Annotated in this window: 25 protein-coding genes; 23 read left to right on the top strand and 2 right to left on the bottom strand. The window is 35.1% G+C overall.

The annotated features are described in order from the left end of the window. Window positions 1-1,135 precede the first annotated feature (1,135 nt). The 22 genes from JNUCC52_RS05120 (at window position 1,136) to JNUCC52_RS05015 (ending at window position 20,231) form a co-directional block, all read left to right on the top strand. The gene (locus JNUCC52_RS05120; protein WP_337981603.1) at window positions 1,136-1,525 is read left to right on the top strand and encodes a GntR family transcriptional regulator; all 390 of its coding nucleotides are present in this window, start codon (window positions 1,136-1,138) and stop codon (window positions 1,523-1,525) included. Beyond that, window positions 1,522-2,211, top strand: a complete 690-nt coding sequence (locus tag JNUCC52_RS05115) for an ABC transporter ATP-binding protein (protein WP_337981602.1) — start codon at window positions 1,522-1,524, stop codon at window positions 2,209-2,211. Before JNUCC52_RS05120 ends, JNUCC52_RS05115 begins: the two co-directional genes overlap by 4 nt. After that, a complete protein-coding gene (locus tag JNUCC52_RS05110; protein ID WP_337981601.1) occupies window positions 2,208-3,035 on the top strand; it encodes a hypothetical protein in 828 nt (275 codons plus the stop codon). The genes JNUCC52_RS05115 and JNUCC52_RS05110 overlap by 4 nt, the downstream gene beginning before the upstream one ends. Before the next feature lie 13 nt (window positions 3,036-3,048). Then, window positions 3,049-4,239, top strand: coding sequence for a hypothetical protein (locus JNUCC52_RS05105; RefSeq protein ID WP_337981600.1), 1,191 nt, complete (start codon window positions 3,049-3,051; stop codon window positions 4,237-4,239). A gap of 341 nt (window positions 4,240-4,580) precedes the next feature. Further along, on the top strand, window positions 4,581-4,784 hold the full coding sequence (locus tag JNUCC52_RS05100) for a transcription initiation factor TFIIIB (RefSeq protein ID WP_172771020.1): 204 nt from the start codon (window positions 4,581-4,583) through the stop codon (window positions 4,782-4,784). Between the two features lie 208 nt (window positions 4,785-4,992). Then, window positions 4,993-5,712 carry a metallophosphoesterase family protein gene (locus tag JNUCC52_RS05095; RefSeq protein ID WP_337981599.1) on the top strand — a complete coding sequence of 240 codons (720 nt, stop codon included), beginning with the start codon at window positions 4,993-4,995 and terminating at the stop codon, window positions 5,710-5,712. Between the two features lie 368 nt (window positions 5,713-6,080). Next, window positions 6,081-6,728 (top strand): GntR family transcriptional regulator, encoded by a 648-nt coding sequence (locus tag JNUCC52_RS05090; RefSeq protein ID WP_172771022.1) that lies wholly within the window; start codon window positions 6,081-6,083, stop codon window positions 6,726-6,728. Between the two features lie 203 nt (window positions 6,729-6,931). Next, a complete protein-coding gene (locus tag JNUCC52_RS05085) occupies window positions 6,932-8,044 on the top strand; it encodes a M20 metallopeptidase family protein (protein ID WP_337981598.1) in 1,113 nt (370 codons plus the stop codon). Between the two features lie 29 nt (window positions 8,045-8,073). Next, the gene (locus JNUCC52_RS05080) at window positions 8,074-9,486 is read left to right on the top strand and encodes a YfcC family protein (protein ID WP_337981597.1); all 1,413 of its coding nucleotides are present in this window, start codon (window positions 8,074-8,076) and stop codon (window positions 9,484-9,486) included. Window positions 9,487-9,553: 67 nt separating this feature from the next. After that, window positions 9,554-10,774, top strand: coding sequence for a M20 metallopeptidase family protein (locus JNUCC52_RS05075; RefSeq protein ID WP_337981596.1), 1,221 nt, complete (start codon window positions 9,554-9,556; stop codon window positions 10,772-10,774). A 199-nt stretch (window positions 10,775-10,973) separates the two neighbouring features. Further along, entirely contained in the window at window positions 10,974-11,780 is an 807-nt protein-coding gene (locus JNUCC52_RS05070) for an amino acid ABC transporter substrate-binding protein (protein ID WP_337981595.1), read from the top strand. A 142-nt stretch (window positions 11,781-11,922) separates the two neighbouring features. Next, window positions 11,923-12,579: an amino acid ABC transporter permease gene (locus tag JNUCC52_RS05065; protein ID WP_172771027.1), complete on the top strand. Its 657-nt coding sequence runs from the start codon at window positions 11,923-11,925 to the stop codon at window positions 12,577-12,579. Window positions 12,580-12,590: 11 nt separating this feature from the next. Then, entirely contained in the window at window positions 12,591-13,337 is a 747-nt protein-coding gene (locus JNUCC52_RS05060) for an amino acid ABC transporter ATP-binding protein (RefSeq protein ID WP_305068713.1), read from the top strand. 1,112 nt (window positions 13,338-14,449) lie between these two features. Continuing rightward, window positions 14,450-15,244 carry a S8 family peptidase gene (locus JNUCC52_RS05055; RefSeq protein WP_337981594.1) on the top strand — a complete coding sequence of 265 codons (795 nt, stop codon included), beginning with the start codon at window positions 14,450-14,452 and terminating at the stop codon, window positions 15,242-15,244. Window positions 15,245-15,262: 18 nt separating this feature from the next. Continuing rightward, window positions 15,263-16,216, top strand: a complete 954-nt coding sequence (locus JNUCC52_RS05050) for an SAR2788 family putative toxin (RefSeq protein ID WP_337981593.1) — start codon at window positions 15,263-15,265, stop codon at window positions 16,214-16,216. Between the two features lie 20 nt (window positions 16,217-16,236). Then, window positions 16,237-16,770, top strand: a complete 534-nt coding sequence (locus tag JNUCC52_RS05045; RefSeq protein WP_337981592.1) for a hypothetical protein — start codon at window positions 16,237-16,239, stop codon at window positions 16,768-16,770. 58 nt (window positions 16,771-16,828) lie between these two features. Continuing rightward, the gene (locus JNUCC52_RS05040; protein WP_337981591.1) at window positions 16,829-17,359 is read left to right on the top strand and encodes a hypothetical protein; all 531 of its coding nucleotides are present in this window, start codon (window positions 16,829-16,831) and stop codon (window positions 17,357-17,359) included. Window positions 17,360-17,449: 90 nt separating this feature from the next. Then, window positions 17,450-17,977, top strand: coding sequence for a hypothetical protein (locus JNUCC52_RS05035; RefSeq protein WP_337981590.1), 528 nt, complete (start codon window positions 17,450-17,452; stop codon window positions 17,975-17,977). A 98-nt stretch (window positions 17,978-18,075) separates the two neighbouring features. Further along, complete coding sequence (locus tag JNUCC52_RS05030) at window positions 18,076-18,606, top strand: hypothetical protein (protein WP_337981589.1); 531 nt, start codon at window positions 18,076-18,078, stop codon at window positions 18,604-18,606. 92 nt (window positions 18,607-18,698) lie between these two features. After that, complete coding sequence (locus JNUCC52_RS05025) at window positions 18,699-19,223, top strand: hypothetical protein (RefSeq protein WP_337981588.1); 525 nt, start codon at window positions 18,699-18,701, stop codon at window positions 19,221-19,223. A 98-nt stretch (window positions 19,224-19,321) separates the two neighbouring features. Next, window positions 19,322-19,846 carry a hypothetical protein gene (locus JNUCC52_RS05020; RefSeq protein ID WP_172771032.1) on the top strand — a complete coding sequence of 175 codons (525 nt, stop codon included), beginning with the start codon at window positions 19,322-19,324 and terminating at the stop codon, window positions 19,844-19,846. A 97-nt stretch (window positions 19,847-19,943) separates the two neighbouring features. Next, window positions 19,944-20,231, top strand: coding sequence for a hypothetical protein (locus JNUCC52_RS05015; protein ID WP_337981587.1), 288 nt, complete (start codon window positions 19,944-19,946; stop codon window positions 20,229-20,231). 199 nt (window positions 20,232-20,430) lie between these two features. Here JNUCC52_RS05015 and JNUCC52_RS05010 read toward each other — a convergent pair whose 3' ends face one another. Continuing rightward, the gene (locus JNUCC52_RS05010) at window positions 20,431-20,823 is read right to left on the bottom strand and encodes a ribonuclease HI family protein (protein ID WP_172771034.1); all 393 of its coding nucleotides are present in this window, start codon (window positions 20,821-20,823) and stop codon (window positions 20,431-20,433) included. Between the two features lie 182 nt (window positions 20,824-21,005). Here JNUCC52_RS05010 and JNUCC52_RS05005 point away from each other — a divergent pair, with 182 nt between their 5' ends. Further along, complete coding sequence (locus tag JNUCC52_RS05005) at window positions 21,006-21,197, top strand: zinc-finger domain-containing protein (protein ID WP_172771035.1); 192 nt, start codon at window positions 21,006-21,008, stop codon at window positions 21,195-21,197. A 414-nt stretch (window positions 21,198-21,611) separates the two neighbouring features. Here the strand turns inward: JNUCC52_RS05005 and JNUCC52_RS05000 are convergent, their stop codons facing one another. Beyond that, window positions 21,612-22,595, bottom strand: a complete 984-nt coding sequence (locus JNUCC52_RS05000; RefSeq protein ID WP_172771037.1) for an SEC-C domain-containing protein — start codon at window positions 22,593-22,595, stop codon at window positions 21,612-21,614. Window positions 22,596-22,843: the final 248 nt, after the last annotated feature.

Below are 22,843 nucleotides of genomic sequence, written 5' to 3'. Positions count from 1 at the left end.
AGTTTATTGCACTTTTTATGTAATTTTAGTGGGAAGTTAATATTGAATACATAATATGAACCGTAAGATTGTAGCGCTTGTCTACAGTTATGATATTTTAAGAAAACATTAGATAGGGAAGCTAACGCAGTCGTAAATATGGCAATGTAAGTAAAGCTGGGAGCTTTAATAAACACTTTAAAGACCACAACTTTAAAAGTAGTGCCAGACTGTAGACAAACTCGAAGTTTTTCGAATTTGTCTATAGTCCTTTTTTAATTTAAAACTAATATAGGGGATGATTACTGCCGTTGATTTCCGCTACGGGCGGGCGCTTTCCGCGGGCACATCGTAAGCCGCAACCCTCGCTAGCGTGCGGAATGCCCGCGTCTTACGTGCTGTGCAGTTCCCGCAGGAGTTGCCGTCCTCCGCTCCAATCAACTAAAAATTGTTTGAGTGCCTGGCACTAAGCGTATTCTAAATAAGAAGTATTGTTATGGTTGATTTCCGTTGCGGGTGGTCGCTTTCCGCGGGCACACCGTAAGCCGCAATCCTCGCTAACACGGTCTGTTGCGGGTCTGTTACGTCTTACGTACTGTACGTTCCCACAGGAATCGCCCTCCACTCCAATCAACTTTATATGTATTGCTAGAAGTCTACTATAATTGCTACTTGGACATGGTCAACAGCTTCATAGAGAGGAGATGCTCGAAGAGTATGGCAAGACGAAAGTAAGAACCCATTTTTCACAATAAAAACAACAAAAGGGATTAAGATTTCTATTCTTAATCCCTTTTGTCGACAAGCTGCGACTACTTTAAAAGTAGTGTTTTTTGTATAACGCTTTAAGTAAACCAAAACTTGTTCCAATCACAGTGTTTAAGAGTTTGGGATACAGATACCCGAAGTTGGGTTGTTTGTTAATTATTATTTTTATTACTATGATATGGTTGACGTTGTTATGTATTAAGCATATAATACACTTCGAACGGTGTATTAACCTATTAATACATAGAACGGACAGAACGGACTAGCGACTTCATTGCTTTCATGGTTTATTGGACGTCTCTTATAATTTAAATTCTTGACCATTTGTTTTATCTAATGTGTATTAAGTACTTAATACACGAAATATTTTTTCAAGGAGTTGAGTGAAGTGAATGTAAAGTTTAATAATCGGGATCCGGTTTATGTTCAGGTTATTCGGCATTTTAAAGAGCAAATAGCCAAAGGATATTTTGAACCAGGTCAGGAAATTCCGTCAAGAAGGGAACTGGCCAATCAACTGAAGATAAATCCAAATACTGCACAACGAGCTTATAAGGAAATGGAGGAACAAAGATTGATATTTACTGAAGGAAATATGCCGAGTTGCATTACAAATGATAAGGTAGTCCTTAAAAGTGTTCGTGAAGAGTTAATGATTGAAGCAGTTGATTTATTTTTAGGTTCTATTAAATCCATCAATGTACCGTTAGCAGAAGTGTTGGAACTTGTGAAGAAAAAGTACGATGCTGAAAGTGGAGAAGCGGAGGAATCGAAATGATTGAAGTGAAAAATGTTCAGAAAAAATACAGCAAAAAGCAGGTTTTAAAAGGGCTTTCCTTTACTGCTAATAAAGGAGAAATAACTTGCCTGATCGGCATTAACGGAGTAGGGAAGACAACAATTATGAAAGCTATTATGGCACTTACGCCAATTGATAGCGGTCAAATTTTGATTGATGGTGAAAAAATTAAGAAAGAAACCTATGAAAAAGTTACATTTATTCCAGATTCCATGACGATGTTATCGAAAATGAAAATTTGTGATGCTTTCGAGTTTATGGCGGATTTTTATAAAAGTTGGAATTCACAACGAGCACAAGATCTATTGCGATTTTTTCAACTTGAACCTACTAATCGAATTGGCAATTTATCGAAAGGGGGGAGGGCTAAAGTTAATATGATTTTAGGCTTAGCACTAGATGTAGATTACATACTGATGGATGAACCATTCTCTGGTATTGATATGTTCTCCCGTGAGCAGATTGCAGAAGTGTTTACAAGTCACTTAATCGAAGAGCGTGGAGTCATTCTTACTACTCATGAAATTAGTGATGTTGAACACTTAATTGATAAAGCAGTGTTGATTGATGACGGAGAAGTCTTAAAGCAATTTAGCGTAGAGGAAATACGAGAGAGTGAAGGGAAATCAGTCGTAGATGTTATGAGGGAGGTATATTGTAGATGAAAAGCTATTTAAAGCTTGTAAATTTTGAAATAAACCGATTTTTCAAACTGTACCTAATCATAATTGGTTTAACAATTGTCAGTCAGCTCATCGGGACGATTATTGTCACAAAAGAAAAGATGAATGAAGTAAATAAAGTAATTTACGAAAATCAACTATCTGTTAGCCAATATGTTGAAAACTATGGGACATTCTCTTTTCAACGTGTCATTTATTCTGAATGGTTTATTATGCCGATTTTCTTTTGTATCGTCATGTTGATGATTTATGTTTTTTTTATTTGGTATCGGGAGTGGTTCGGTAAAAACACTTTCATCTACAGATTATTCATGTTGCCGACCGAAAGAATTACAATCTATGTCTCCAAATTGTCTGCAATCATGCTTTTTGTATTTGGCTTAATAGCATTACAAATCATCTTAATACCAATTGAAATGTTTATTTTTAACAGAATTGTACCATCAGATTTTAGAACATCCTATCCACTTTTTGATTTCTATAGTGTAGAGATATGGAGATGGTTGTATCCTAACAGCGTTATCGAATTTATGATCATGTATGGAATGGGGTTAATCTTAGTTGTAATATTATTCAACGCAATATTATTTGAACGAAGTTATGGGCTAAAGGGCATTTTCGCTGCAATTGTTTATGGAGTGCTTTCGTTTGGAGTCCTTTTTGCACCAATCATAGTATCACGTATTGTCACAGGTTATTTTTACCCACTTGAAATCTTGTTAATGGAACTAGTAACAAGCATCATCGTATTAGGCAGTGCCTTTTGGATAGCGAACCAGCTACTAAAGTATAAAATCCGGGTCTAACAGGGAGGAAAAAATGAAAAAATATTGGAAAATGGTAGTAATTTTTTTCGTGATTGTCATAACAGTGGGTGTATATTATATGCAGTTAGCAGTCGCTTCTAAAAACGACGTTTCCTTTAAAATTGAAACGATTAGCGGAGATAAAGAAGAAATCGAAAATCTAATGTTCCAAGCTAATTATCAGAGTGGTGATAGTGATCGACGGTTATACATCACAAAAGATGGTTCTACACCTCAAATAAGACACTCAATTATTGCAAAGTTAAAAGATCCATTTCAGACGTTGATGTTTCAAAATTATATTGAAGAACATCGGAATTTTATGCGAGGTAAAGTATTATTCCCAAGTAATTTTTCAGAAAATGAAACACATATAATTTACGCAGCACCGCCAAATAATGGTCAGAAAGTAATACAGGGAAATCTATTAACACTCAAAATCGATTTACTCGATAAAAAGAAAAATGACAGTTTATCATTTGAAGTCAGTACGACAGCCCAAGCAAGCTATAATTTTATAGTTGTAAATAATATCTATAAAGAAAATGGAGAGATCAAGATTTTAGCAACGGGCGCTCCGATTAATGGCGGTGAGGAGTTACTTTTATATTCAGTCGATATAAACAATAAGAAATTATTATCTGTCTCCATTCTTGCAAAGGAAGAATCCGATAAGGAAATTAAATCTAGTCTTAGTATATTTAAAGATAATAGTAAATATCAAAATGATTATTTTGTCTATATGATAGAAAAATATAAAGATCAATACGAAGATGGTGGACGAAATACTATTTCTAGACAAATTTCTCTTTATAATAATAAAAATAGTGCACAAGAAGAGTTGACGATCCCTGAAGAAATGACGCCGGATTTGTACAGGTTAATGCTTCGCGAAGGTGATATATTTATTCCTCTTTATTCGTCTGATGGTTTACAGTTGACTCGATATAATATAGAAAAGAAACAATGGGAAAAGCCTTTACATTTTAATCTTGTAAGCCCGGTTAATGATGAGAGGGAGCCTTTTCTCCAGATTGCCAATGGTAAAGTCTATTTAGCCGAAAGTGTTTCTAATGAACATTTGTTCTTTATCTATGATTTATATACAGGTGAATCATTATATGAAGGTAAAATTATAAAAGAAAACGGAGAAAATACAGATTATACATTGCATTTTGAACTATTAAATGAAATTAATTACTAATTTTGTTTAGCTATTCACAGGTATGATGTCACTTTAAGATCATACCTGTAAATGTTTAAAAGATTACAAGACGGCTACCAATCGTTTTGAGATATAAATAGAGATAGAAAAGAGAAGAGATAATTAAATGAAATTTCATTTATTGGGCGAAGAAAATGAACGGGTAGAATTCCGGTAATCGGAAAACCATAAGATAGAAGGATTTCAACTTAAGCCAAAATTTTTGATAAACAGGTTGAAGTCTCTTATGTGGAACATGAAACCAAATGTCTGCTTGGCCGTAAATAAATTATGCAGTCCTTTGAAAGTGATACATATATTTCTAATGAGGAGGTTTTCCAATGAAACAATTTAAAGCAATAACAGAATGCCCGAAATGTGGAGGAGTAGAATTAGGGAAGGGCAAACATCATGGATATGCCGTGATGCATCCAACAAATAAGATGAGCTTTGGTTCTGAAGTTGAATATATTCTTTGTACTGACTGTGGGTACATAATTGAAAGCTATGTAAAAAAGCCAGAAAAATTTAAGGGGACACTTTAGGTTCTTTTAAACGTTAAAAAAGATTTGGAATACTGCACTTTTGATTAATTCTATAATAGAAGGTGTTTGACGTACAAAAAAGGCAGCGATTAACAGCGCTCCAGAGATATGTACGTCTTTTTTCGGTGTAGTTAGCTTTTAAAGGATTAAATAACGATTTTGTCGAATTATAAATAGAGAATATATGGAATTTTAAGGGGGAAGCTTTGTGACGAAGATTGCAATTATTTCAGATATTCATGGGAATAAAACGGCATTGGAAGCAGTATTAGAAGACATTCGATTAAGAGAGATTGAAAGAATTTTTTGTTTAGGAGATTTAATTGGGAAAGGACCACAAGGATCTGCATGTATTGAACTTATCCAAAAGAACTGCGAGCGAGTTGTTCGAGGCAACTGGGATGTGTTCATCCAAACACCTACGGATAATAAGTTTATCCAATGGTACAAAGATCGATTAACAGAAAAAGATTATGCGTATTTAAATTCGTTACCCTTTCATATTGATCTTGAATTAAACGGACAATTAATCAGGTTTTTCCATGCATCGCCAAGAAGTGAATTTGAACGTATTTTGGATAGTCATCCAATTGAAAAGCGTCTATCTATGTTTGAGAATAGTGAAATAACCAATTCAATCCATTACGATAAACTGCCAGATATCGTATTCTACGGCGATATTCATACAACTTTTTTACATACATATAGAAAGGGGATTTTGTGTAACGTTGGCAGCGTCGGAAATTCACTTGACTTAACGTCAGCATCATACGCCATTCTAGATGGAACACAATCAAATAACGCCATTCAGTTTATTAGGGTAGATTATGATAGAGAGGCTGAACTTAAGATGGCAGAAGAGTTGGGCTTACCACAATTAGATAAATATTATGATGAAATTATGTTAGGGAAATATCGGGGTGCATAACGTCGGTTCATTCAAACTTATCAGTCCTATTCTAAAAATGATGGTAATCATTTTTGCTATCGCTCTATTTTACAAAAGTGAAATTAATTTCGAATTTGTTGAATAATCGCTTCTACTTCATTTAAAAGCTAAAGGAAGGTTGGTCTTATTTGTTAAAGATCAACCTTTTCTAGTTCAGGCATTCGTATAAATGAAAATGATAAAAAGAAAAATAGATTGTATATGGAAATACAGATGCTTAGATGGGGAAAATAATGGAATATTATTTTTAACGAATAGGAATCATGCAAAGGCTATGGCTAACATACTAGAAAAAAGTGTATAGTAGATAAAAGGATTGTTAAAAAATTTAAAATTGAGGTTACTTTATGAATAATTATTTATCGCTAAAAGACCATGTTTATAATTATATCGTAGATCAAATTAATAACGGTAATCTGATTGCTGGAAAAAAGGTGAATGAAAGTGCTATTAGCGAAAGCCTAAATGTCAGCAGGACACCAGTCAGAGAGGCATTAATACAACTTTCTTCCGAAGGGTTACTAGAAAATGTGCCAAGAAAAGGTTTTGTTATTAAAAACCTTACGACGGAAGAAGCCAAAGAAACGTATTTTATTATCGGGGCATTGGATGGCTTGGCTGCTGCTTTAGCTGCACCTTTTTTAACCGAGAAACATATGAATGAGATGGAGTTTTATATTCAAAGTATCGATTTAGCCATTAATACTGGCAATTTTTCGATGTATCATAAAATGCAGGAAGCTTTTCATGGCGTATATTTATCGGTTTGTCCTAATAAAAGTCTTGTAAACTTGCTATTACAATTAGAAAAGAAATTTTTAAAAAATTTCCATCATGCAGATGAGCCAGAAATTACAAAAAAACGACTTTCTCAAACAAACAACGAACATCGAAAAATGGTCGAGCTATTTAAAAAAGGTGAAATAGCTGAATTAGAGAGATACATGAAAGAAGTACATTGGAATATTGATAAAGCAGAGCTTATACCGCTTTAGGTACTAAATTGCTCGCTTATACACGAAAAGTAATTCTGTTTTTAAATAAACAGAATTATTTTTTTGTTGAAAAAATTTAAATATAATATACAATATACAATATACAGAAGGTTAAAACGATTTATTTTACCCTTGAAATATTTGATAGATAAAGAGATGAGGGTGGAAATATCAAAAATTAGCTTTTGAGGAGGATACACATAGTGAACAGTAAAAATTTTGATTTAGCCAAACAATTGCGTCACGAATTACATCAGCATCCAGAACTTTCAAATGAAGAAGTATGGACAAAACAGCATTTAATTGAGTTTTTGAAAACGTATACAAAGCTAGTGATTGTAGATAAAGGAAATTGGTTTTATGCCATTTATCATGCAGAATCGGCTAAGCAAAATATTGCTTTCCGTGCTGATTATGATGCACTACCGATGGATGAAGTGATTGATCTGCCATGGGCTTCTCAATTTCCAGGAAAAGCACACAAATGCGGTCATGATGGACATGCAGCGACACTAGCGGGATTTGCACTTGAAGTCGATCAACTAGGTGCTGACAAAAATATCTTTTTCCTTTTCCAGCCAGCTGAAGAAACAGGAGATGGGGCAATTCAATGTGTTGATTTCATTAAGGAGCATAATATCGATGAAATTTTCGCCTACCATAACATGAGTGGACTTCCTTACAAAACTGTTGGAATTATTGATGGTACTGCTTTATGTGCATCAAAAGGAATGACCATTCATATGAAAGGTTCACCTACACATGCTAGCCAGCCAGAAAAGGGCATCAATCCAGCGTTTGCCATTGCAAATATTGTGAATGAAATTCCTAAATTTATTTCCCCTGAACTAAATAGAGGACTTGTTCTTTGTACTGTAGTACAAATCGATGTAGGTGAACACGCTTTTGGAATTGCAGCATCGACAGGTGATCTTCGTTTAACAATACGTGCCCTTTATGAAGAAGAGCTAATTAAACTACAAGAAAACCTTGAAAATTTTGCAAAACAACAAGCACAACAATACGGGCTACAGGTAAGTTTTGATTATAATGATGAATTCCCAGAAACGTTCAACCACAAAGATAGTGCAGATAAAATACGTGCCGTTGCGAAATCTGAGGGGATGGCATTACTTGAACTAGAGGAAGCTTTCCGCGGTTCCGAAGATTTTGGCCATTTTACAAAGCTAACAAAGGGTGCTTATTGCTTCATCGGAAATGGAGAAGATTATCCACATGTTCATACACATGAGTATGATTTCCGTGATGAATTGATTGAATCAGGTGTGAATCTATTTAAAGCATTAATTAAATAAACGAGTAAAAGGGGTTTGGAGGATTTTTCATGTCAACAAAGGAAAAACAAAAGGGCATTAATTTCCCACATGTTTACATAATGTTTATGCTCGTTATGCTACTAGTTGTATTACTATCGTGGATTGTTCCGAGTGGGGAGTATGAACGGATAGTAAATCCAGAAACGGGTATTACCGAACTAAATACCGACAATTTTTCGTATGTGGAGCAAGCAAAGCCGATAGGATTTATGGATTTTTTCACTGCTTTACATAACGGAGTTGTGCAATCAGCAGATATTATTGTGATGTTGCTGTTTGCAAGTGGAGCGCTATTTATACTTGAAAAGTCTGGTGCAATAGCAGCAGGTATCCATAAATTATTAAGCGTCGCAGCAGGAAAAGAAAAATTAATTATTATCTCATTGCTCGTATTGTTCTCCGTATTAGGTACAATTGGATTCGGAGAAGGGGGTATTCCGTTCATTCCGCTTGCAATGGCAGTCGTAATGGGATTGGGATATGACCGCATCACAGCTTTCGCTATCCCAACAGTAGGTTTAGCTATTGGTTTTACCGCAGGGGTTGTTAATTTCTATACGACTGGTGTAAGTCAAACGATTGTTGGTTTACCTATCTATTCTGGACTAGCATTCCGTATCGTTGCATTAATTGTTTTTATTATTATTTCAATGATTTACATTTTGCGCTATGCAAATAAAACGAAGGCAGATCCAAGTAAAAGTATTGTTGCTGTTGAATATTTAGAGGAAATTGAAAATACAAAAACAGCTGAGTATGAAGAAGAAGAATTTACTATGTCAAGAAAGTTGGCATTACTAGGTTTAGTTGTCGTGTTAGTTGGTAGCGCATTTGGGGCTATCAAGCTAGGATGGGGGATGCCTGAACTTTCTGCTGTCTATGCAATTTATGCTGTTTTACTAGTCATTATTTTAAAACTTAAACCAAGTGATGCTGCTGAAACATTTGGCGTTGGGGCAGCGAGACTTTTACCTACAGGACTTGCAATCGGGTTTGCTCGTTCGGTAATGATTTTGATGACGCAAGCACAAATCATTGATACAGCGGTACATTCATTATCAAATATATTAAACAATACGGGAACGATTATTACATTATTAGTATTATTTATCGTTGTTATTTTCTTTAACTTCTTCGTTGTTTCGGGAAGTGGAAAGGCAATAATTTTAATGCCGATTATGGGGCCATTAGGAAAAATATTAGGCATTAACCAACAAGTAATGGTTGTAGTGTATCAATTCGGTGATGGCTTTACGAATTATTTATGGCCAACTTCTGGTGGGCTTATGGCAGCGCTTGGTATGTCAAATGTCAGCTATTCTGCTTGGGTTAAATTTTCAATGAAACTATTCCTTATCCTACATTTCGCGGCATTTGTTTTAATATTAATTGCACATTATATGGGGTTAGGACCATTTTAATCTATTAGTTCATTCAACACTTTGAAGTTCTACTCTTACTATTAAACATAAAGGGGATTACGACACGATGAATATTTTGGAACATTCTAAGAAATATGAAGAACAAATTATAAAAGATCGTCGCTATTTACATCAATATCCGGAAATTGGCTTTGAACTGCCAAATACACAAAAGTATATCCAACAACGCCTTGATGAAATGGGCATTGCCCATAAGCAATGTGGAGTGGTGCCACCTGAAATTAAAGAAAAATATGAAATAGCAGGGTTTGGTTCACAAGATCAATGTACAGGTGTAGTTGCAACAATTGGACAGGGGACACCTTGTATTCTTCTGCGTGCTGATATGGATGCATTGCCAATTCAAGAAGAAGTTGATTGTGAATTTATATCCAAAAATCCTGGTGTGATGCATGCTTGTGGTCACGATTCACATGTAGCAATGCTGTTAGGCGCTGCGCAAATTTTGAAGGACCATGAAGCGGAGTTACAAGGAACGGTTAAACTATTGTTCCAACCTGGGGAAGAGTGGGGGTATGGCTCTAAGCTAATGATTGATGATGGTTTGCTACAAAATCCAAAAGTGGATGCGGCATTTGGAATTCACATTATGCCAGATCAACAAGCAGGCACATTATCTGTCCATAAAGGAACATTAACACAAGCAATGGATACGTATATCGTCAATATTCAAGGGAATGGTGGACATAGCTCACAGCCCCATAAAACGATAGATTCCAATATGATTATGAATCAACTGTATACAAGTTTAAACCTATTAATGACACGGGAAGCAGATCCAAATCATAGTGTAACATTTTCAGTAGGTGCGATGGCTGGTGGTACTGCGACAAATATTATACCAGACAAAGCGGTATTACAAGGAAATATGAGAAGCTATGATCAACAAACACGTGACCATTTATGTAAACGCATCCCAGAGATGATAGACCATACTGTAAAAGCATGGCGTGGAGAATATCAGACAATTGAATTCCATACGCCAACAACATATAACAATCCAGCATTTATTGATGCGATAACGCCATTTTTAGAAAATATAGTAGGGGCCGAAAATATAGTAGATAATGGATACCTTGGAGGTTCAGAAGACTTTTCTTACATTTCGCAAGAAGTACCTTCTGCATTTGTTGTGCTAGGAACAGGAAAAGAAGGCGAAGCACCTGTGCACAACCCTCGTATGCGTCAAAATGAGGATGTATTTAAATATGGTGCTGCATTACATGCAAATGTGGCAATGGAATGGTTAAAACAACAGCATAAATAAAAATTTACTCTAAAAACAGTTCAGCCAGAGTTTTCTGGGTGGGCTGTTTTTGAATTCTAGTATAATATTCTAATAATTCAATTAAGATATTGACAACAATGCGCCGTTTTGATATTCTTTAACACGTTAGTAGTTTAGCAAGAGAAAGCAAAACTATTATTTCTAATAATTAATATAAAATGTTAGGGGATATTAGATAATGAAGCGCATTTTCACAATACTATGCATGCTTACAGCGGTACTAGCTTTAGCAGCTTGCGGTACTTCTGGAGAAAAATCGAGTTCAACAGCTGGCTCGAAGGAATCAGATAAATCAACAGAAAAAGTAATAATCGGAATTGATGATAAGTTTGCACCTTTAGGATTCCGTGATGATAAAAACGAAATCGTTGGCTTTGATATTGACTTAGCACGTGCTGCTGCTGAACATATGGGAGTGGAAGCTGAATTCCAACCAATCGATTGGAAAACGAAAGAGGCTGAGTTAATTAGTGGCCGCATTGATTTAATTTGGAATGGTTATACAATTACAGACGAGCGTAAAGAAAAGGTATTATTCACAAAGCCTTATTTAGAAAATGCACAAGCAGTAATGACAATTAAAAAATCTTCTATTAACGCTCTAAGCGATTTAGTAGGAAAAGAAGTTGGACTTCAAGCACAGTCTTCTGCTGCAGAGGCGCTGAATGCAAACCCAATTCACAAAGAAGTGAAAAACGTCACAGAGTTTGCGGATAATGTGTTAGCCTTAACAGATTTAAAAACAGGCCGTTTAGATGCAGTCATTATTGATGCAGTGGTAGCAGAATACTACATGACGCAAGAACCTGACACATTCAAACTATTAGATGAATCATTAGCACCTGAGCAATATGGAATTGGTGTCAAACCAGGAAACGAAGCATTATTAGAAAAGCTACAAGCCGCTTTAGATAAAATGAATGAAGATGGTACAGCAGCAGAAATTTCTACAAAATGGTTTGGTGAAGATAAGGTGTTGAAATAGGTAAATATCGCATGTACTTACGAGCTAAATTCCGACTTATGCCTACTGGTCGTAATTAAGCTATTCGTACAAGATAATTGAATGTCATTAGTCGGTAAGAGTTTCCTCGTGAAACTCTTATACTTTTTGGAGGGAAATAGTTATGGCGGATTACTGGCAAACAATGATTTTGCCGATGCTTGATGGCGCAAAAATGACGGTGCTGCTGTTCATTATAGCCATACTTGTATCGATTCCACTTGGATTCTTACTTACATTAGCGGTAAAAAGTCGTATCAAACCATTGTCTTGGTTTGCTCAAACGTATATATACATCATGCGTGGTACACCGCTGTTACTACAATTGCTATTAATTTGTTTCGGTTTACCAATGGTACCTGTGATTGGAGAATATATGGTCCTGGATCGCTTTGTTGCCGCATGTCTTGGCTTTATTTTAAATTACGCTGCCTATTTTGCAGAAATATTCCGAGGTGGCTTATTGGCAATCGACAAAGGGCAATACGAAGCGGCACAAGTACTAGGCTTGTCAAAATGGCAAACAACGACACGCATTATTTTGCCACAAATGTTTCGTGTAGCGTTACCTGCATTATCGAATGAATCGGTTACATTAATTAAAGACACGGCACTTCTTTACGCGGTAGCTGTACCAGAATTGTTGCATTTTGCACAAACAGCTGTAAATCGTGACTTTACGATTGTGCCATTCTTTATTGCTGGCGCTATTTATTTAGTGATGACGCTTGTCTTAACGGTATTCTTTAAGTGGTTAGAAAAACGTTTTAAATTTGAATAGAGGTGACACGAATGGCACTGCTTGAAGTATCGAATTTGAAGAAATCCTTTGGCGAGTTAGAGGTGCTAAAGACGATCACATTTAATATAGAAAAAAACGATGTCGTAGCTGTTATTGGTCCTTCGGGATCTGGTAAAAGTACCATGCTTCGAAGCTTAATTCATTTAGAAGAAATCAATGGGGGAAGCATTTCTGTCGATGGTGACTATTTAGTCAAAGACGGTGCATATGCCAAGCAACAGGATATTAAAAAAATTACGGCAAAAATGGGTATGGTATTTCAGCATTTTAACCTATTCCCACATTTAACAGTACAGCAAAATCTTGAAATAGCACCAGGCTTACTAAAAACAGAGTCATCAGATGCTATTGCACGTCGCTGTCAAGATTTACTGCAAAAAATCGGGCTTGCGGACAAAGCGAATGCGTACCCAGCGAATTTATCTGGTGGGCAAAAACAACGAGTTGCCATAGCGCGAGCACTCATGATGAATCCACAAATACTATTATTTGATGAGCCAACTTCCGCACTCGATCCAGAACTGACAGGTGAAGTATTAAAGGTAATGAAGGATTTAGCAGAAGATCATATGACAATGATCGTTGTAACGCACGAAATGGGCTTTGCACGCGAAGTCGCAAACAAGGTTGTCTTTATGGATGGCGGCGACATTATCGAGGCAAACCATCCAGAAGCTTTCTTCACTAATCCACAGCATGAGCGGACAAAAGCATTTTTACAAAGGAATTTGAAATAATTTAGAAGCTATCTCATTTGAGATGGCTTTTCTTATAGATATCAATACTAGCGTTGATTTCCGCTACAGGTGGACGCTTTCCGCGGGCACACCGTAAGCCACAACCCTCGCTACGCGCGGATTGTTGCGTCTTACGTATTGTGCGTTCCCGCAGGAGTCGCCACCTTTCGCTCCAATCAACTCTGATAAACGTTAAGCTTCAAAAGAATACAAAAATAGAAGGCATCGAGTTACTTCACGATGTCTTTTCTTATAGAGATAAATACTGCCGTTGATTTCCGCTACGGGCGAGGCTTTCCGCGGGCACACCGTAAGCCACAACCCTCGCTACGCGCGGATTGTTGCGTCTTACGTTCTGTGCGTTCCCGCAGGAGTCGCCACCTTTCGCTCCAATCAACTATGATAAACGTTAAGCTTTAAAAAAATACAAAAATAGAAGGCATCGAGTTACTTCACGATGTCTTTTCTTATAGAGATCAATACTGCCGTTGATTTCCGCTACAGGTGGACGCTTTCCGCGGGCACACCGTAAGCCACAACCCTCGCTACGCGCGGATTGTTGTGTCTTACGTATTATGCGTTCCCGCAGGAGTCGCCACCTTTCGCTCCAATCAACTCTGATAAACGTTAAGCTTTAAAAAAATACAAAAATAGAAGGCATCGAGTTACTTCACGATGGCTTTTTTTATAGCGATACATACTGCCGTTGATTTCCGCTACAGGTTGACGCTTTCCGCGGGCACATATTAACACTAGGATGACCCTTCTAGAATCGCCACGAAAACCTTAAGAAACGCCACTAAACTAATAGCAATCGCCATTACATAAAATTTGCAAGAAAATCTACATAAAATTATTGACACTTTTTATAGTGAGAATTTAGAATAATGTTAAAAAAATCTTCTCTTGATAAACTTCAATTGTCTTGTAGAGAACTAAAAGGATTTATATACATAAATCTATTTTAATTTTCCAACATGACCATCCCTTAACTTCGAAAAAGCCTTTAGAATAACTCTCTTTACAGTGAGAGAGCCCATCCATGTTGGAATTAATTTTAACAACTACATAGTAAGGTGGTGAACGCTATCAATAAAAAAATGGGAGTCTTTTTGTCACTGATTATTTTCTTCCTTTGTAATGTTGCCTTCGGACAATTGGTAATTAAAAGTGATAACCAATATATAAAAGTAGCTGTACTGGATAGTGGTATTAATAAAGAGTTGGATTTCTTTCAAGGCGTCGTATTTGAAGAAGTCAATCTCATTCATCCTGGTGAAAAGATTGTTGATGATTTTAATCATGGTACGCCAGTCGCGGGAATTATTATAGGGGAAGGTGATGCTCCAATTGGTAGAAAGTTAAAAATATATGATATTAAATTGTTAGATGAAAAGGGCAATGGTTCAATTGAGGATTTAATAGAAGCTATTAAATGGTGTATGGATAAAAAGGTAGATTTTATGAATATTAGTTTTGGCTTTCAAACGCAAAATGCTGAACTAGAATCTATTATTGAAAAAGCAATAGAGCAAGGGATTACCATTGTCGCCGCCGCTGGCAATACATATGGTTTAGCAACCGACTACCCAGCAAAATTGGATGGTGTACTGTCCATCGGTTCAATGAATGAAAAAAATAAACGATCATCTTTTTCAGCTATTGGAAAAATTGATTATGTTTTTAAGGGGGAAGATGTACAAAGTATTAATAATAATGGTCAAGCATCTGTCTTTACAGGAACCTCTTTTGCAGCTGCTTATGCAACACATCTATTCATTCAGTTGAAAGAGACATATAAAGAAGTTGAGACAAAAGATTTTAACTCATTTATACAACAATATACTGTGACAAAAGATTTTTGGAATGAAGCTGAATATGGCAAAGGTACAATATTTATACAATAATAAAGGGGAAATGAAACGATGAAATGGAAAAAACACTTCATATCTATTATTATTGCAGGGTTGCTATTTGCAAATATTGGGCCCAATTTGATTGCTGCACAGGAATATGATGTAGTGTCTGATGAGCCTATTGTGATGGTTTCTATAGATAATTTACATGACGTTAATCCAGAAGAATACCAACAAGAACTATACGATGAATTAAATAAAAATCTTGTTTATTCAGACGATAGCACGATAAATATTCGGAATATTGAAATATATAATAGTGAATTACTTGTCCAAATAACTTTTGAGTCTGAGACTTTGAAAGCGGATTTAGACATCAAGTTTAATAGTGAAAGCGAAGAAATATTCATCGATAGTGTTATCGAAGAAAACGGCATTGTAGAGCAAAACCATTATCGTGTGACGATGCAACAACTAGAAGATGACCATTACAGTACAATCTTTACGGATTTAGAAACGTATGAAACGTATGAAGCCAATCCTGCAAGGTTAGAGGCATCGATAATACATGCCATTGTATACAGAATCGGTAGTGCGATTATTCATTATACAGTAACAAAAATCGGGACTAAGAAAATCCTGCAAATTGGCAAACGCTCATTTTACAGCAAGTCAAAAGATGCAGCGAAAAAAGCTGTAGCCAACTTTACAGATATCACGTTGGATGTAGGCGGTGGTAAAAAGGTTTATTTTACGAAAGCTAAAATGAGACACATTCTAGAAAGACATCATCCGAATTATTGGACTGGAAATGAGAAAAAGACATTTTTTGATCCAGATTTATCGGTTAATGATATTAAAAATATTGTCACAACAGTAATTAATAATAATAAATCTGCTATATCTAGACAGTTATATAAACAGCAAAAGATAAGTGTTCGATCCAAAGTAAACGGAATTGAATACGAAGTTAATTTCAATGGACATGGGCATGTTAGTACAGCATACCCTGTTGGAAAATAAAAGAAAGTGAAGTGTTTAGTATGGAAAATCTAAAAATTGAAACATTTATAGGAGAAGAAGATATAAATGCTTTTCCAGATTTAGTGATTGAAAGTTTTCATATTTCTAATCCATTAGCAGTTGAAAAGGCGCAGACTATTTTAGAAGAAAATGAGGGTGACTACTTATGTGGCTTTGTTTCTTTGATTTATAATGATGTAGTGATTTTTGGAGAAGAGCAAATAACGGAAAGTTTATTAGATACGTGGTTGGATTTAATTTATATTTTTAATACACATTATGATGGAAGCAGTCACAGGATTGTTTTTTTAGATAATCATCCCTATATCGAAACTACAATTCAAGAAATTGATCAGTCCTATGAAATACATCTGGATCGTAACCAATGCTTTCTAGTGCCTATCGAGCCATTTCGAAATGAAGTGAAGCGAAAATTCTTCGAATTTATGGAGTTTTGTCAAAATGAAAAACTACAGTTTTCTGAAGATAGTTCTTATCGTGTAATATTAGAAACATACAAAGAATTAATTCAAAATGAAAATTGCTTGTTTTAAATTGAGCAGTCCCCACAATGTATTTTTTCTTGGATTACTCATAAGTGTGAGGTGTCGTATGAATAAAATAAAAATCGAAACATTTATAGGTGAAGAAGATATAACTGCCCCAGTTTATAAAATTGAAAGTTTTCCAATTACCAATCCATTAGCTGTGGAAAAGGCACAGAAGATTTTAGAAGAAAACGAAGGTGATTACTTATGTGGCTTTGTAAGCTTGATTTATAATAATGTGGTGATTTTTGGAGAAGAGCAAATAACGGAAAGTTTATTAGAAACGTGGAGTGATTTAATTTATATTTTTAATAAATACTATGACGGAAGAAATCATGGAATTGTTTTTTTAGATAATGCTTTCTATAATGATACGGTAATTCAAGAAGTTGGTGAGTTTTATGAAATACAACTAGATTGTCACCAACGCTTTCTAGTTCCTATCGAACTTTTCAAAAATGAAGTGAAAAAGGAATTTTTTAAATTTGTGGAATTTTGTAAAAATGAAAAACTACAGTTTTCCGAGGAGAGTTCTTATCGTGGACTTTTAGAGACGTATGATGAACTACTTCAACTTGAAGATAGAAAAATTTAGACGGCAACATTATAACAGGAGACTGCTTGATAAAATCAAGCAGTACCCACATTATATTTTTCTTGGAATACCATAAATGTGAGGTGTCGGATGAACAATCTTAGGATTGAAACATTTATTGTTCAAGAAGATTTAAATGCTTTTCCAGAATGTAAAATCGAAAGCTATTCTATTCATAATCCATTAGCTGTTGATATAGCAAAGGGTATTTTGGAAGAAAATGAAGGTGATTACTTATATGGGTTTATAAGCTTAATATATAATGATTCGGTTATTTTTGGCGAAGAGCAATTAACAGATAATTTATTAGATACTTGGAGTGATTTAGTTTACATTTTAGATCATAGATATGATGGTAGTGCTGAAAGTATCATTTTTTTGGATAATGCAACTTATGAAGATGCCGTTATTGAAATAATTGATCAACATTATCAAATTCACCTTGATAGTTCCCAGAGCTTCCAATTGCCTATAGAGCCATTAAAAAATGAGGTGAAAAAAGGTTTTATTGAATTTATGGACTTTTGTAAAAATGGCAACTTTATATTCTCGGAGGAAAGTTTATATAAAAGTCATTTAGAAACATATCACGAATTACTCTATGATAAAGGTAAATGAAACTTTGGGGATAAGGAACTGCTTATTTCCAAAGAGCAGTTCCTATAATATAAGGTTTTGAACATGAGACTCATTTTCAAAAAAGTGTGGTGCTTTGTATGAATAAACTAAAAATCGAAACATTTATAGGGGAAGAAGATATTCACGCTCCTGTTTACCAAATTGAAAGTTTCCCGATTACCAATCCTTTAGCTGTGGAAAAGGCACAGAAGATTTTAGAAGAAAATGAAGGTGATTACTTATGTGGCTTTGTGAGTTTGATTTATAATGAAGTGGTTATTTTTGGTGAAGAGCAAATAACGGAAAGTTTATTAGAAACGTGGAGTGATTTAATTTATATTTTTAATAAATACTATGATGGAAGAAATCATGGAATTGTTTTTTTAGATAATGCTTTCTATAATGATACGGTAATTCAAGAAGTTGGTGAGTTTTATGAAATACAACTAGATTGTCACCAACGCTTTCTAGTTCCTATCGAACTTTTTAAAAATGAAGTGAAAAAGGAATTTTTTAAATTCGTGGAATTTTGTAAAAATGAAAAATTAGAGTTTTCGGAGGAGATTTCTTATCGAGGACTATTAGAAACATACGAAGAATTAATTCAAGAAGAAGAGGAGAAAAATTAGCTGTCCAAAATTTAAAAGGTAGAAGGGAGACTACTTGTCTACGAGTAGTCCCCACGATGTTTTTTGGATTACTCATAAGTGTGAGGTGTCGTATGAATAAACTAAAAATCGAAACATTTATAGGGGAAGAAGATTTAATGGCTCTTGTTAATAAAATCGAAAGTTATCCTATTACCAATCCTTTAGCTGTGGAAAAGGCACAAAAGATATTAGAAGAAAACGAAGGTGATTACTTATGTGGTTTTATAAGCTTGATTTATAATAATGTGGTGATTTTCGGTGAAGAGCAAATAACGGAAAGTTTATTAGATACGTGGAGTAGTTTAAGTAATATTTTAGATAGTAGATATGATGGGAGCAAAGAGGAGATAAATTTTTTGGATAATTATCCCTATTATTATACTACAATTCAAGAAATTGATCAATTTTATGAAATTCAACTTGATAGTTCTCAGCGCTATCTGTTGCCTAAAGAGCCATTCAAAAAAGAAGTGAAGAAAGAATTTTTAAAATTTGTGGAGTTTTGTAAAAATGAAAAACTAGAGTTTTCCGAAGATAGTTCTTATCGTGGTCTTTTAGACACTTATGAAAAATTACTTCGACTTGAAGATAGGTAAATTTAGACGGCAAAATTATATAGAGGAGACTGCTTGATAAATTCAAGCAGTCCCCACATTGTATTTCTCTTGGAATACTCATAAATGTGAGGTGTCGTATGAACAATCTTAAGATTGAAACATTTATTGGTCGACAATATGATAGCTCTTTTCCAGAAGGAATAACTGAGGCAGTTTCTATTACGAATCTTTTAGCTTTTGAAAAGGCTCAAAGGATTTTGGAAGAAAATGAAGGGAATTACTTATGTGGGTTTGTAAGCTTAATATATAATGATGTAGTTATTTTTGGAGAAGAGCAATTAACGGAAAATTTATTGGATACGTGGAGTGATTTAGTTTATATTTTGGACCACAGATATGATGGTAGTATTCATAATATCATCTTTTTGGACAATGCAACTTATGATGCTGAAATTGAAATAATTGATCAACATTATCAAATTCACCTTGATAGTTCCCATAGCTTCCAATTGCCTATAGAGCCATTAAAAAATGAGGTGAAAAAAGGTTTTATTGAATTTATGGACTTTTGTAAAAATGGCAACTTTATATTCTCGGAGGAAAGTTTATATAAAAGTCATTTAAAAACATATAACGAATTACTCTATGATAAAGATAAATGAAACTAGTGGATGTGGGACTGCTTATTTCCAATGAGCAGTTCCCGTAATTTAAGGTTTTTAACAAAAGATTCATTTTCAAAGAAGTGTGGTGCTTTGTATGAATAAACTAAAGATCGAAACGTTTATAGGGGAAGAAGATATATATGCTCCTGTTTATAAAATTGAAAGCTACCCGATTACCAATCCTTTAGCGGTAGAAAAAGCACAGACGATTTTAGAAGAAAACGAAGGTGATTATTTATGTGGCTTTGTCAGCTTAATTTATAATGATGTGGTGATTTTTGGGGAAGAGCAATTAACTGAAGATTTATTAGATACGTGGTGTGATTTAATCTATATTTTTGATAGTCATTATGATGGAAGACTCCATAGGATTGTTTTTTAGACAATTATCCTTATTTCGATACTACCATTCAAGAAAATGGTCATTTTTATGAAATTCAATTGGATAAATACCAGAGTTTTCTAGTTCCTATAGAGTTATTTAAAAGAGAGGTGAAGAAGGAGTATAGAGGGCTTTTAGAAACGTACAATGAGTTAAAATTAAGCGAACAGGGGACTGCTTAAGCAGTCCCACTATTATTTTAATTTTTTTCCTTAATAATTGCCTTACGCGCTAATGCATCTGCTGCTTTATTTTGCCCATCTGGAATCCATTTGATGAAAAATAAATCAAAATTGCTTGCCAGTTTTAACGCTTGCTCAAGAAAAGGTTTAAACTCTTCGTTTTTTACATATTCTTTTTCTATAGATGCCACGACAACCTTTGAATCGGAGCGGACGGAGACAATACTTGTACCAAGCTTTTGTGCTTCCTCTAGACCGCGTACTAACGCGGTGAATTCTGCAATATGATTATTTGTCTGACCGATATACTCACTAATTTGAACGTGATGACCTTCTCCTTTAATAAAAATGCCAATGCCGCTAGGACCTGGATTACCTGCACTTGCCGCATCTATATAGACCTCTAACATGAAAATCCCTACTTTGTGATTAGACTTCCATTTTATTTTACCGCAATCGTGCTGTTTGACAACCTTCAAATTATCAAACAATTTTTGTTAAATAAGGATGAACAAAATAGTTGCTTGAACACAACGTTCGCTTCATAATAGAAAGACATGAAATTTGGACGTGAAAGGGGCGAATGTTCTTAATGGATAAAGTGACGGTTATGAAAGATATTGATGAACTACATGATATGTACTGTGCTGATTGCTTAGTCATTAAGCAACTACGCAAAGAACGGGGCAAACCAGAAGCCCATCGTTTTTGTATTGAGGAATGTACAGTAGGGGAGCGACTACAATTTCTTGGTGAAGAGCTAATGAAAGTTTATAGCAAATAGGAGCCAAAGATATGGAGTCTCTCACCAAAATACTTAAAAAGAAATATTTATGCACGTAATTAATCATATTTCCTTTCTTGCTTGCATAAATAACAATATGTTCGGAAATAATAATATTGGTTGGTTACCATAGAAAAAGCTACCTTGTGTTCTGCTATGCAGATAACATACGTAGCTTTTTTCTATTTATAAGCATGTGGTGTTTTAGAAACAAGAGCAAAGGTGGCGAATGTCAAATCGCTGATAGAAGTCTATGAATCGCCGATAGATGCCCATGAATCGACGGTAAACAAGCAGAAATCGCCGATAGAACTAAGTAAATCGCCGATAAAGCTCGGAAACGCAGCAAGCGGTAGCATTAAAAAAGCAAAAAGTGTTAGATTGACTGCGATCAATCTAACACTTTTTCTTTTTTTATTTAGTTGCAGCGTATTGGCTTAAATCTTGATAGTATTTTGTTAAAGAGGATGGCGAGATATCAAAAGTCGCTGCAATTTCTTTAACGGTTAAAGAAAGCGATTCAAATAGCTCTTTTTCTTGACCGTAGCGAATGGCACCTGCTGCGATTGCCGATTCTTTACGTGCAGATGGTTGTCCTTCGATTAAGTAATCCTCTAATAGTTCAAGCATTGGTGCTGTTTCACGCTCATTTTGCTCAAGAAATTCCTTTACTTGCGCAATAACACCGTTCTCAAAGCTTGTAAATTCTTCACCCTTGTAGCCATTTGATACAAGTAGCTCCCAGAATGAAAGATGATCTTCTTTTAAGAAGGTTTGAACTTTTTTGTTAGAAGCCTCAAAGTTTTCTTTTAACTTCACAAATACCTTTTCATGGTCTTGTGGGAAGAATATAAGAGTAGACACCGCTAAATAATGTGCTTCTTGCTTTGTGCCATCTGGCAGGATGAACGCAAAGACATGCATTCCCTCAGGAATTGGCTTATCATTTTCGCGACGAATATAAATTTCTTCATTTGATAGGACATGACTAGCTTTGAAATATTTCTCCTCTACAACAGTCACTGTACCGATAAATAATGTTGGTTGTGACCAGCCTTCTAGCACTTTTAAAGTAGAAGGTCTAACCGTTTTTTTCTTCGTTTTCTTTAAGTAACCTTTCCAAATAGATGGCTCTTGATGGAAGAAGAAGTCGTCTAACGCAATCGCTTCAATAAGCTCACGTTGAAGTACGCTCTCTAATTTAGGCTGCCATGTACCAACATGCTCGATATAAGCTCGAACATCTTTGCGTTCTGGATATTCTAGATAAAATGTTTGTAATACACGCTCTAGTTCTTCGATTGCTACAGCTTCCACTGTAACTTGCTGTTTACCTTCACAACATTTTTTGTATTTTTTGCCGCTACCGCATGGGCATGGATCATTACGTTTTACCATAATTAGAAACACTTCCTTTGAAAATTGTTAGTCGATTTTTGCTAAATAAATTGCGTACTCTTAATAATAACGGTACTTTTGTACGAAGAAAAATGATTATCTATTTTGAAATATCAAAAAAGTTAATGGGGCGGGCCCTCATTCTAGTATATGTATGAGTTTTCTCGCTTAGAACTAAAAAATGAAAACCATCTACGCCTTAGAAAAGAGCGTAGATGGTAACGTTAAAAAGTGAAGAAAAGAGATGG

The organism is Lysinibacillus sp. JNUCC-52 (assembly GCF_015999545.1).
Lineage (GTDB): Bacteria > Bacillota > Bacilli > Bacillales_A > Planococcaceae > Lysinibacillus.
The sequence above is the reverse complement of the archived record's forward strand: the minus strand, read 5'-3'. Positions and strand labels throughout refer to the sequence as shown.

Coding starts and splice junctions, on each gene's coding strand:
- JNUCC52_RS05115 (WP_337981602.1), top strand. CDS start 1,522: ATGATTGAAGTGAAAAATGTTCAGAAAAAATACAGCAAAAAGCAGGTT.
- JNUCC52_RS05110 (WP_337981601.1), top strand. CDS start 2,208: ATGAAAAGCTATTTAAAGCTTGTAAATTTTGAAATAAACCGATTTTTC.
- JNUCC52_RS05105 (WP_337981600.1), top strand. CDS start 3,049: ATGAAAAAATATTGGAAAATGGTAGTAATTTTTTTCGTGATTGTCATA.
- JNUCC52_RS05100 (WP_172771020.1), top strand. CDS start 4,581: ATGAAACAATTTAAAGCAATAACAGAATGCCCGAAATGTGGAGGAGTA.
- JNUCC52_RS05090 (WP_172771022.1), top strand. CDS start 6,081: ATGAATAATTATTTATCGCTAAAAGACCATGTTTATAATTATATCGTA.
- JNUCC52_RS05080 (WP_337981597.1), top strand. CDS start 8,074: ATGTCAACAAAGGAAAAACAAAAGGGCATTAATTTCCCACATGTTTAC.
- JNUCC52_RS05075 (WP_337981596.1), top strand. CDS start 9,554: ATGAATATTTTGGAACATTCTAAGAAATATGAAGAACAAATTATAAAA.
- JNUCC52_RS05070 (WP_337981595.1), top strand. CDS start 10,974: ATGAAGCGCATTTTCACAATACTATGCATGCTTACAGCGGTACTAGCT.
- JNUCC52_RS05065 (WP_172771027.1), top strand. CDS start 11,923: ATGGCGGATTACTGGCAAACAATGATTTTGCCGATGCTTGATGGCGCA.
- JNUCC52_RS05060 (WP_305068713.1), top strand. CDS start 12,591: ATGGCACTGCTTGAAGTATCGAATTTGAAGAAATCCTTTGGCGAGTTA.
- JNUCC52_RS05050 (WP_337981593.1), top strand. CDS start 15,263: ATGAAATGGAAAAAACACTTCATATCTATTATTATTGCAGGGTTGCTA.
- JNUCC52_RS05045 (WP_337981592.1), top strand. CDS start 16,237: ATGGAAAATCTAAAAATTGAAACATTTATAGGAGAAGAAGATATAAAT.
- JNUCC52_RS05040 (WP_337981591.1), top strand. CDS start 16,829: ATGAATAAAATAAAAATCGAAACATTTATAGGTGAAGAAGATATAACT.
- JNUCC52_RS05035 (WP_337981590.1), top strand. CDS start 17,450: ATGAACAATCTTAGGATTGAAACATTTATTGTTCAAGAAGATTTAAAT.
- JNUCC52_RS05030 (WP_337981589.1), top strand. CDS start 18,076: ATGAATAAACTAAAAATCGAAACATTTATAGGGGAAGAAGATATTCAC.
- JNUCC52_RS05025 (WP_337981588.1), top strand. CDS start 18,699: ATGAATAAACTAAAAATCGAAACATTTATAGGGGAAGAAGATTTAATG.
- JNUCC52_RS05020 (WP_172771032.1), top strand. CDS start 19,322: ATGAACAATCTTAAGATTGAAACATTTATTGGTCGACAATATGATAGC.
- JNUCC52_RS05015 (WP_337981587.1), top strand. CDS start 19,944: ATGAATAAACTAAAGATCGAAACGTTTATAGGGGAAGAAGATATATAT.
- JNUCC52_RS05010 (WP_172771034.1), bottom strand. CDS start 20,823: ATGTTAGAGGTCTATATAGATGCGGCAAGTGCAGGTAATCCAGGTCCT.
- JNUCC52_RS05005 (WP_172771035.1), top strand. CDS start 21,006: ATGGATAAAGTGACGGTTATGAAAGATATTGATGAACTACATGATATG.
- JNUCC52_RS05000 (WP_172771037.1), bottom strand. CDS start 22,595: ATGGTAAAACGTAATGATCCATGCCCATGCGGTAGCGGCAAAAAATAC.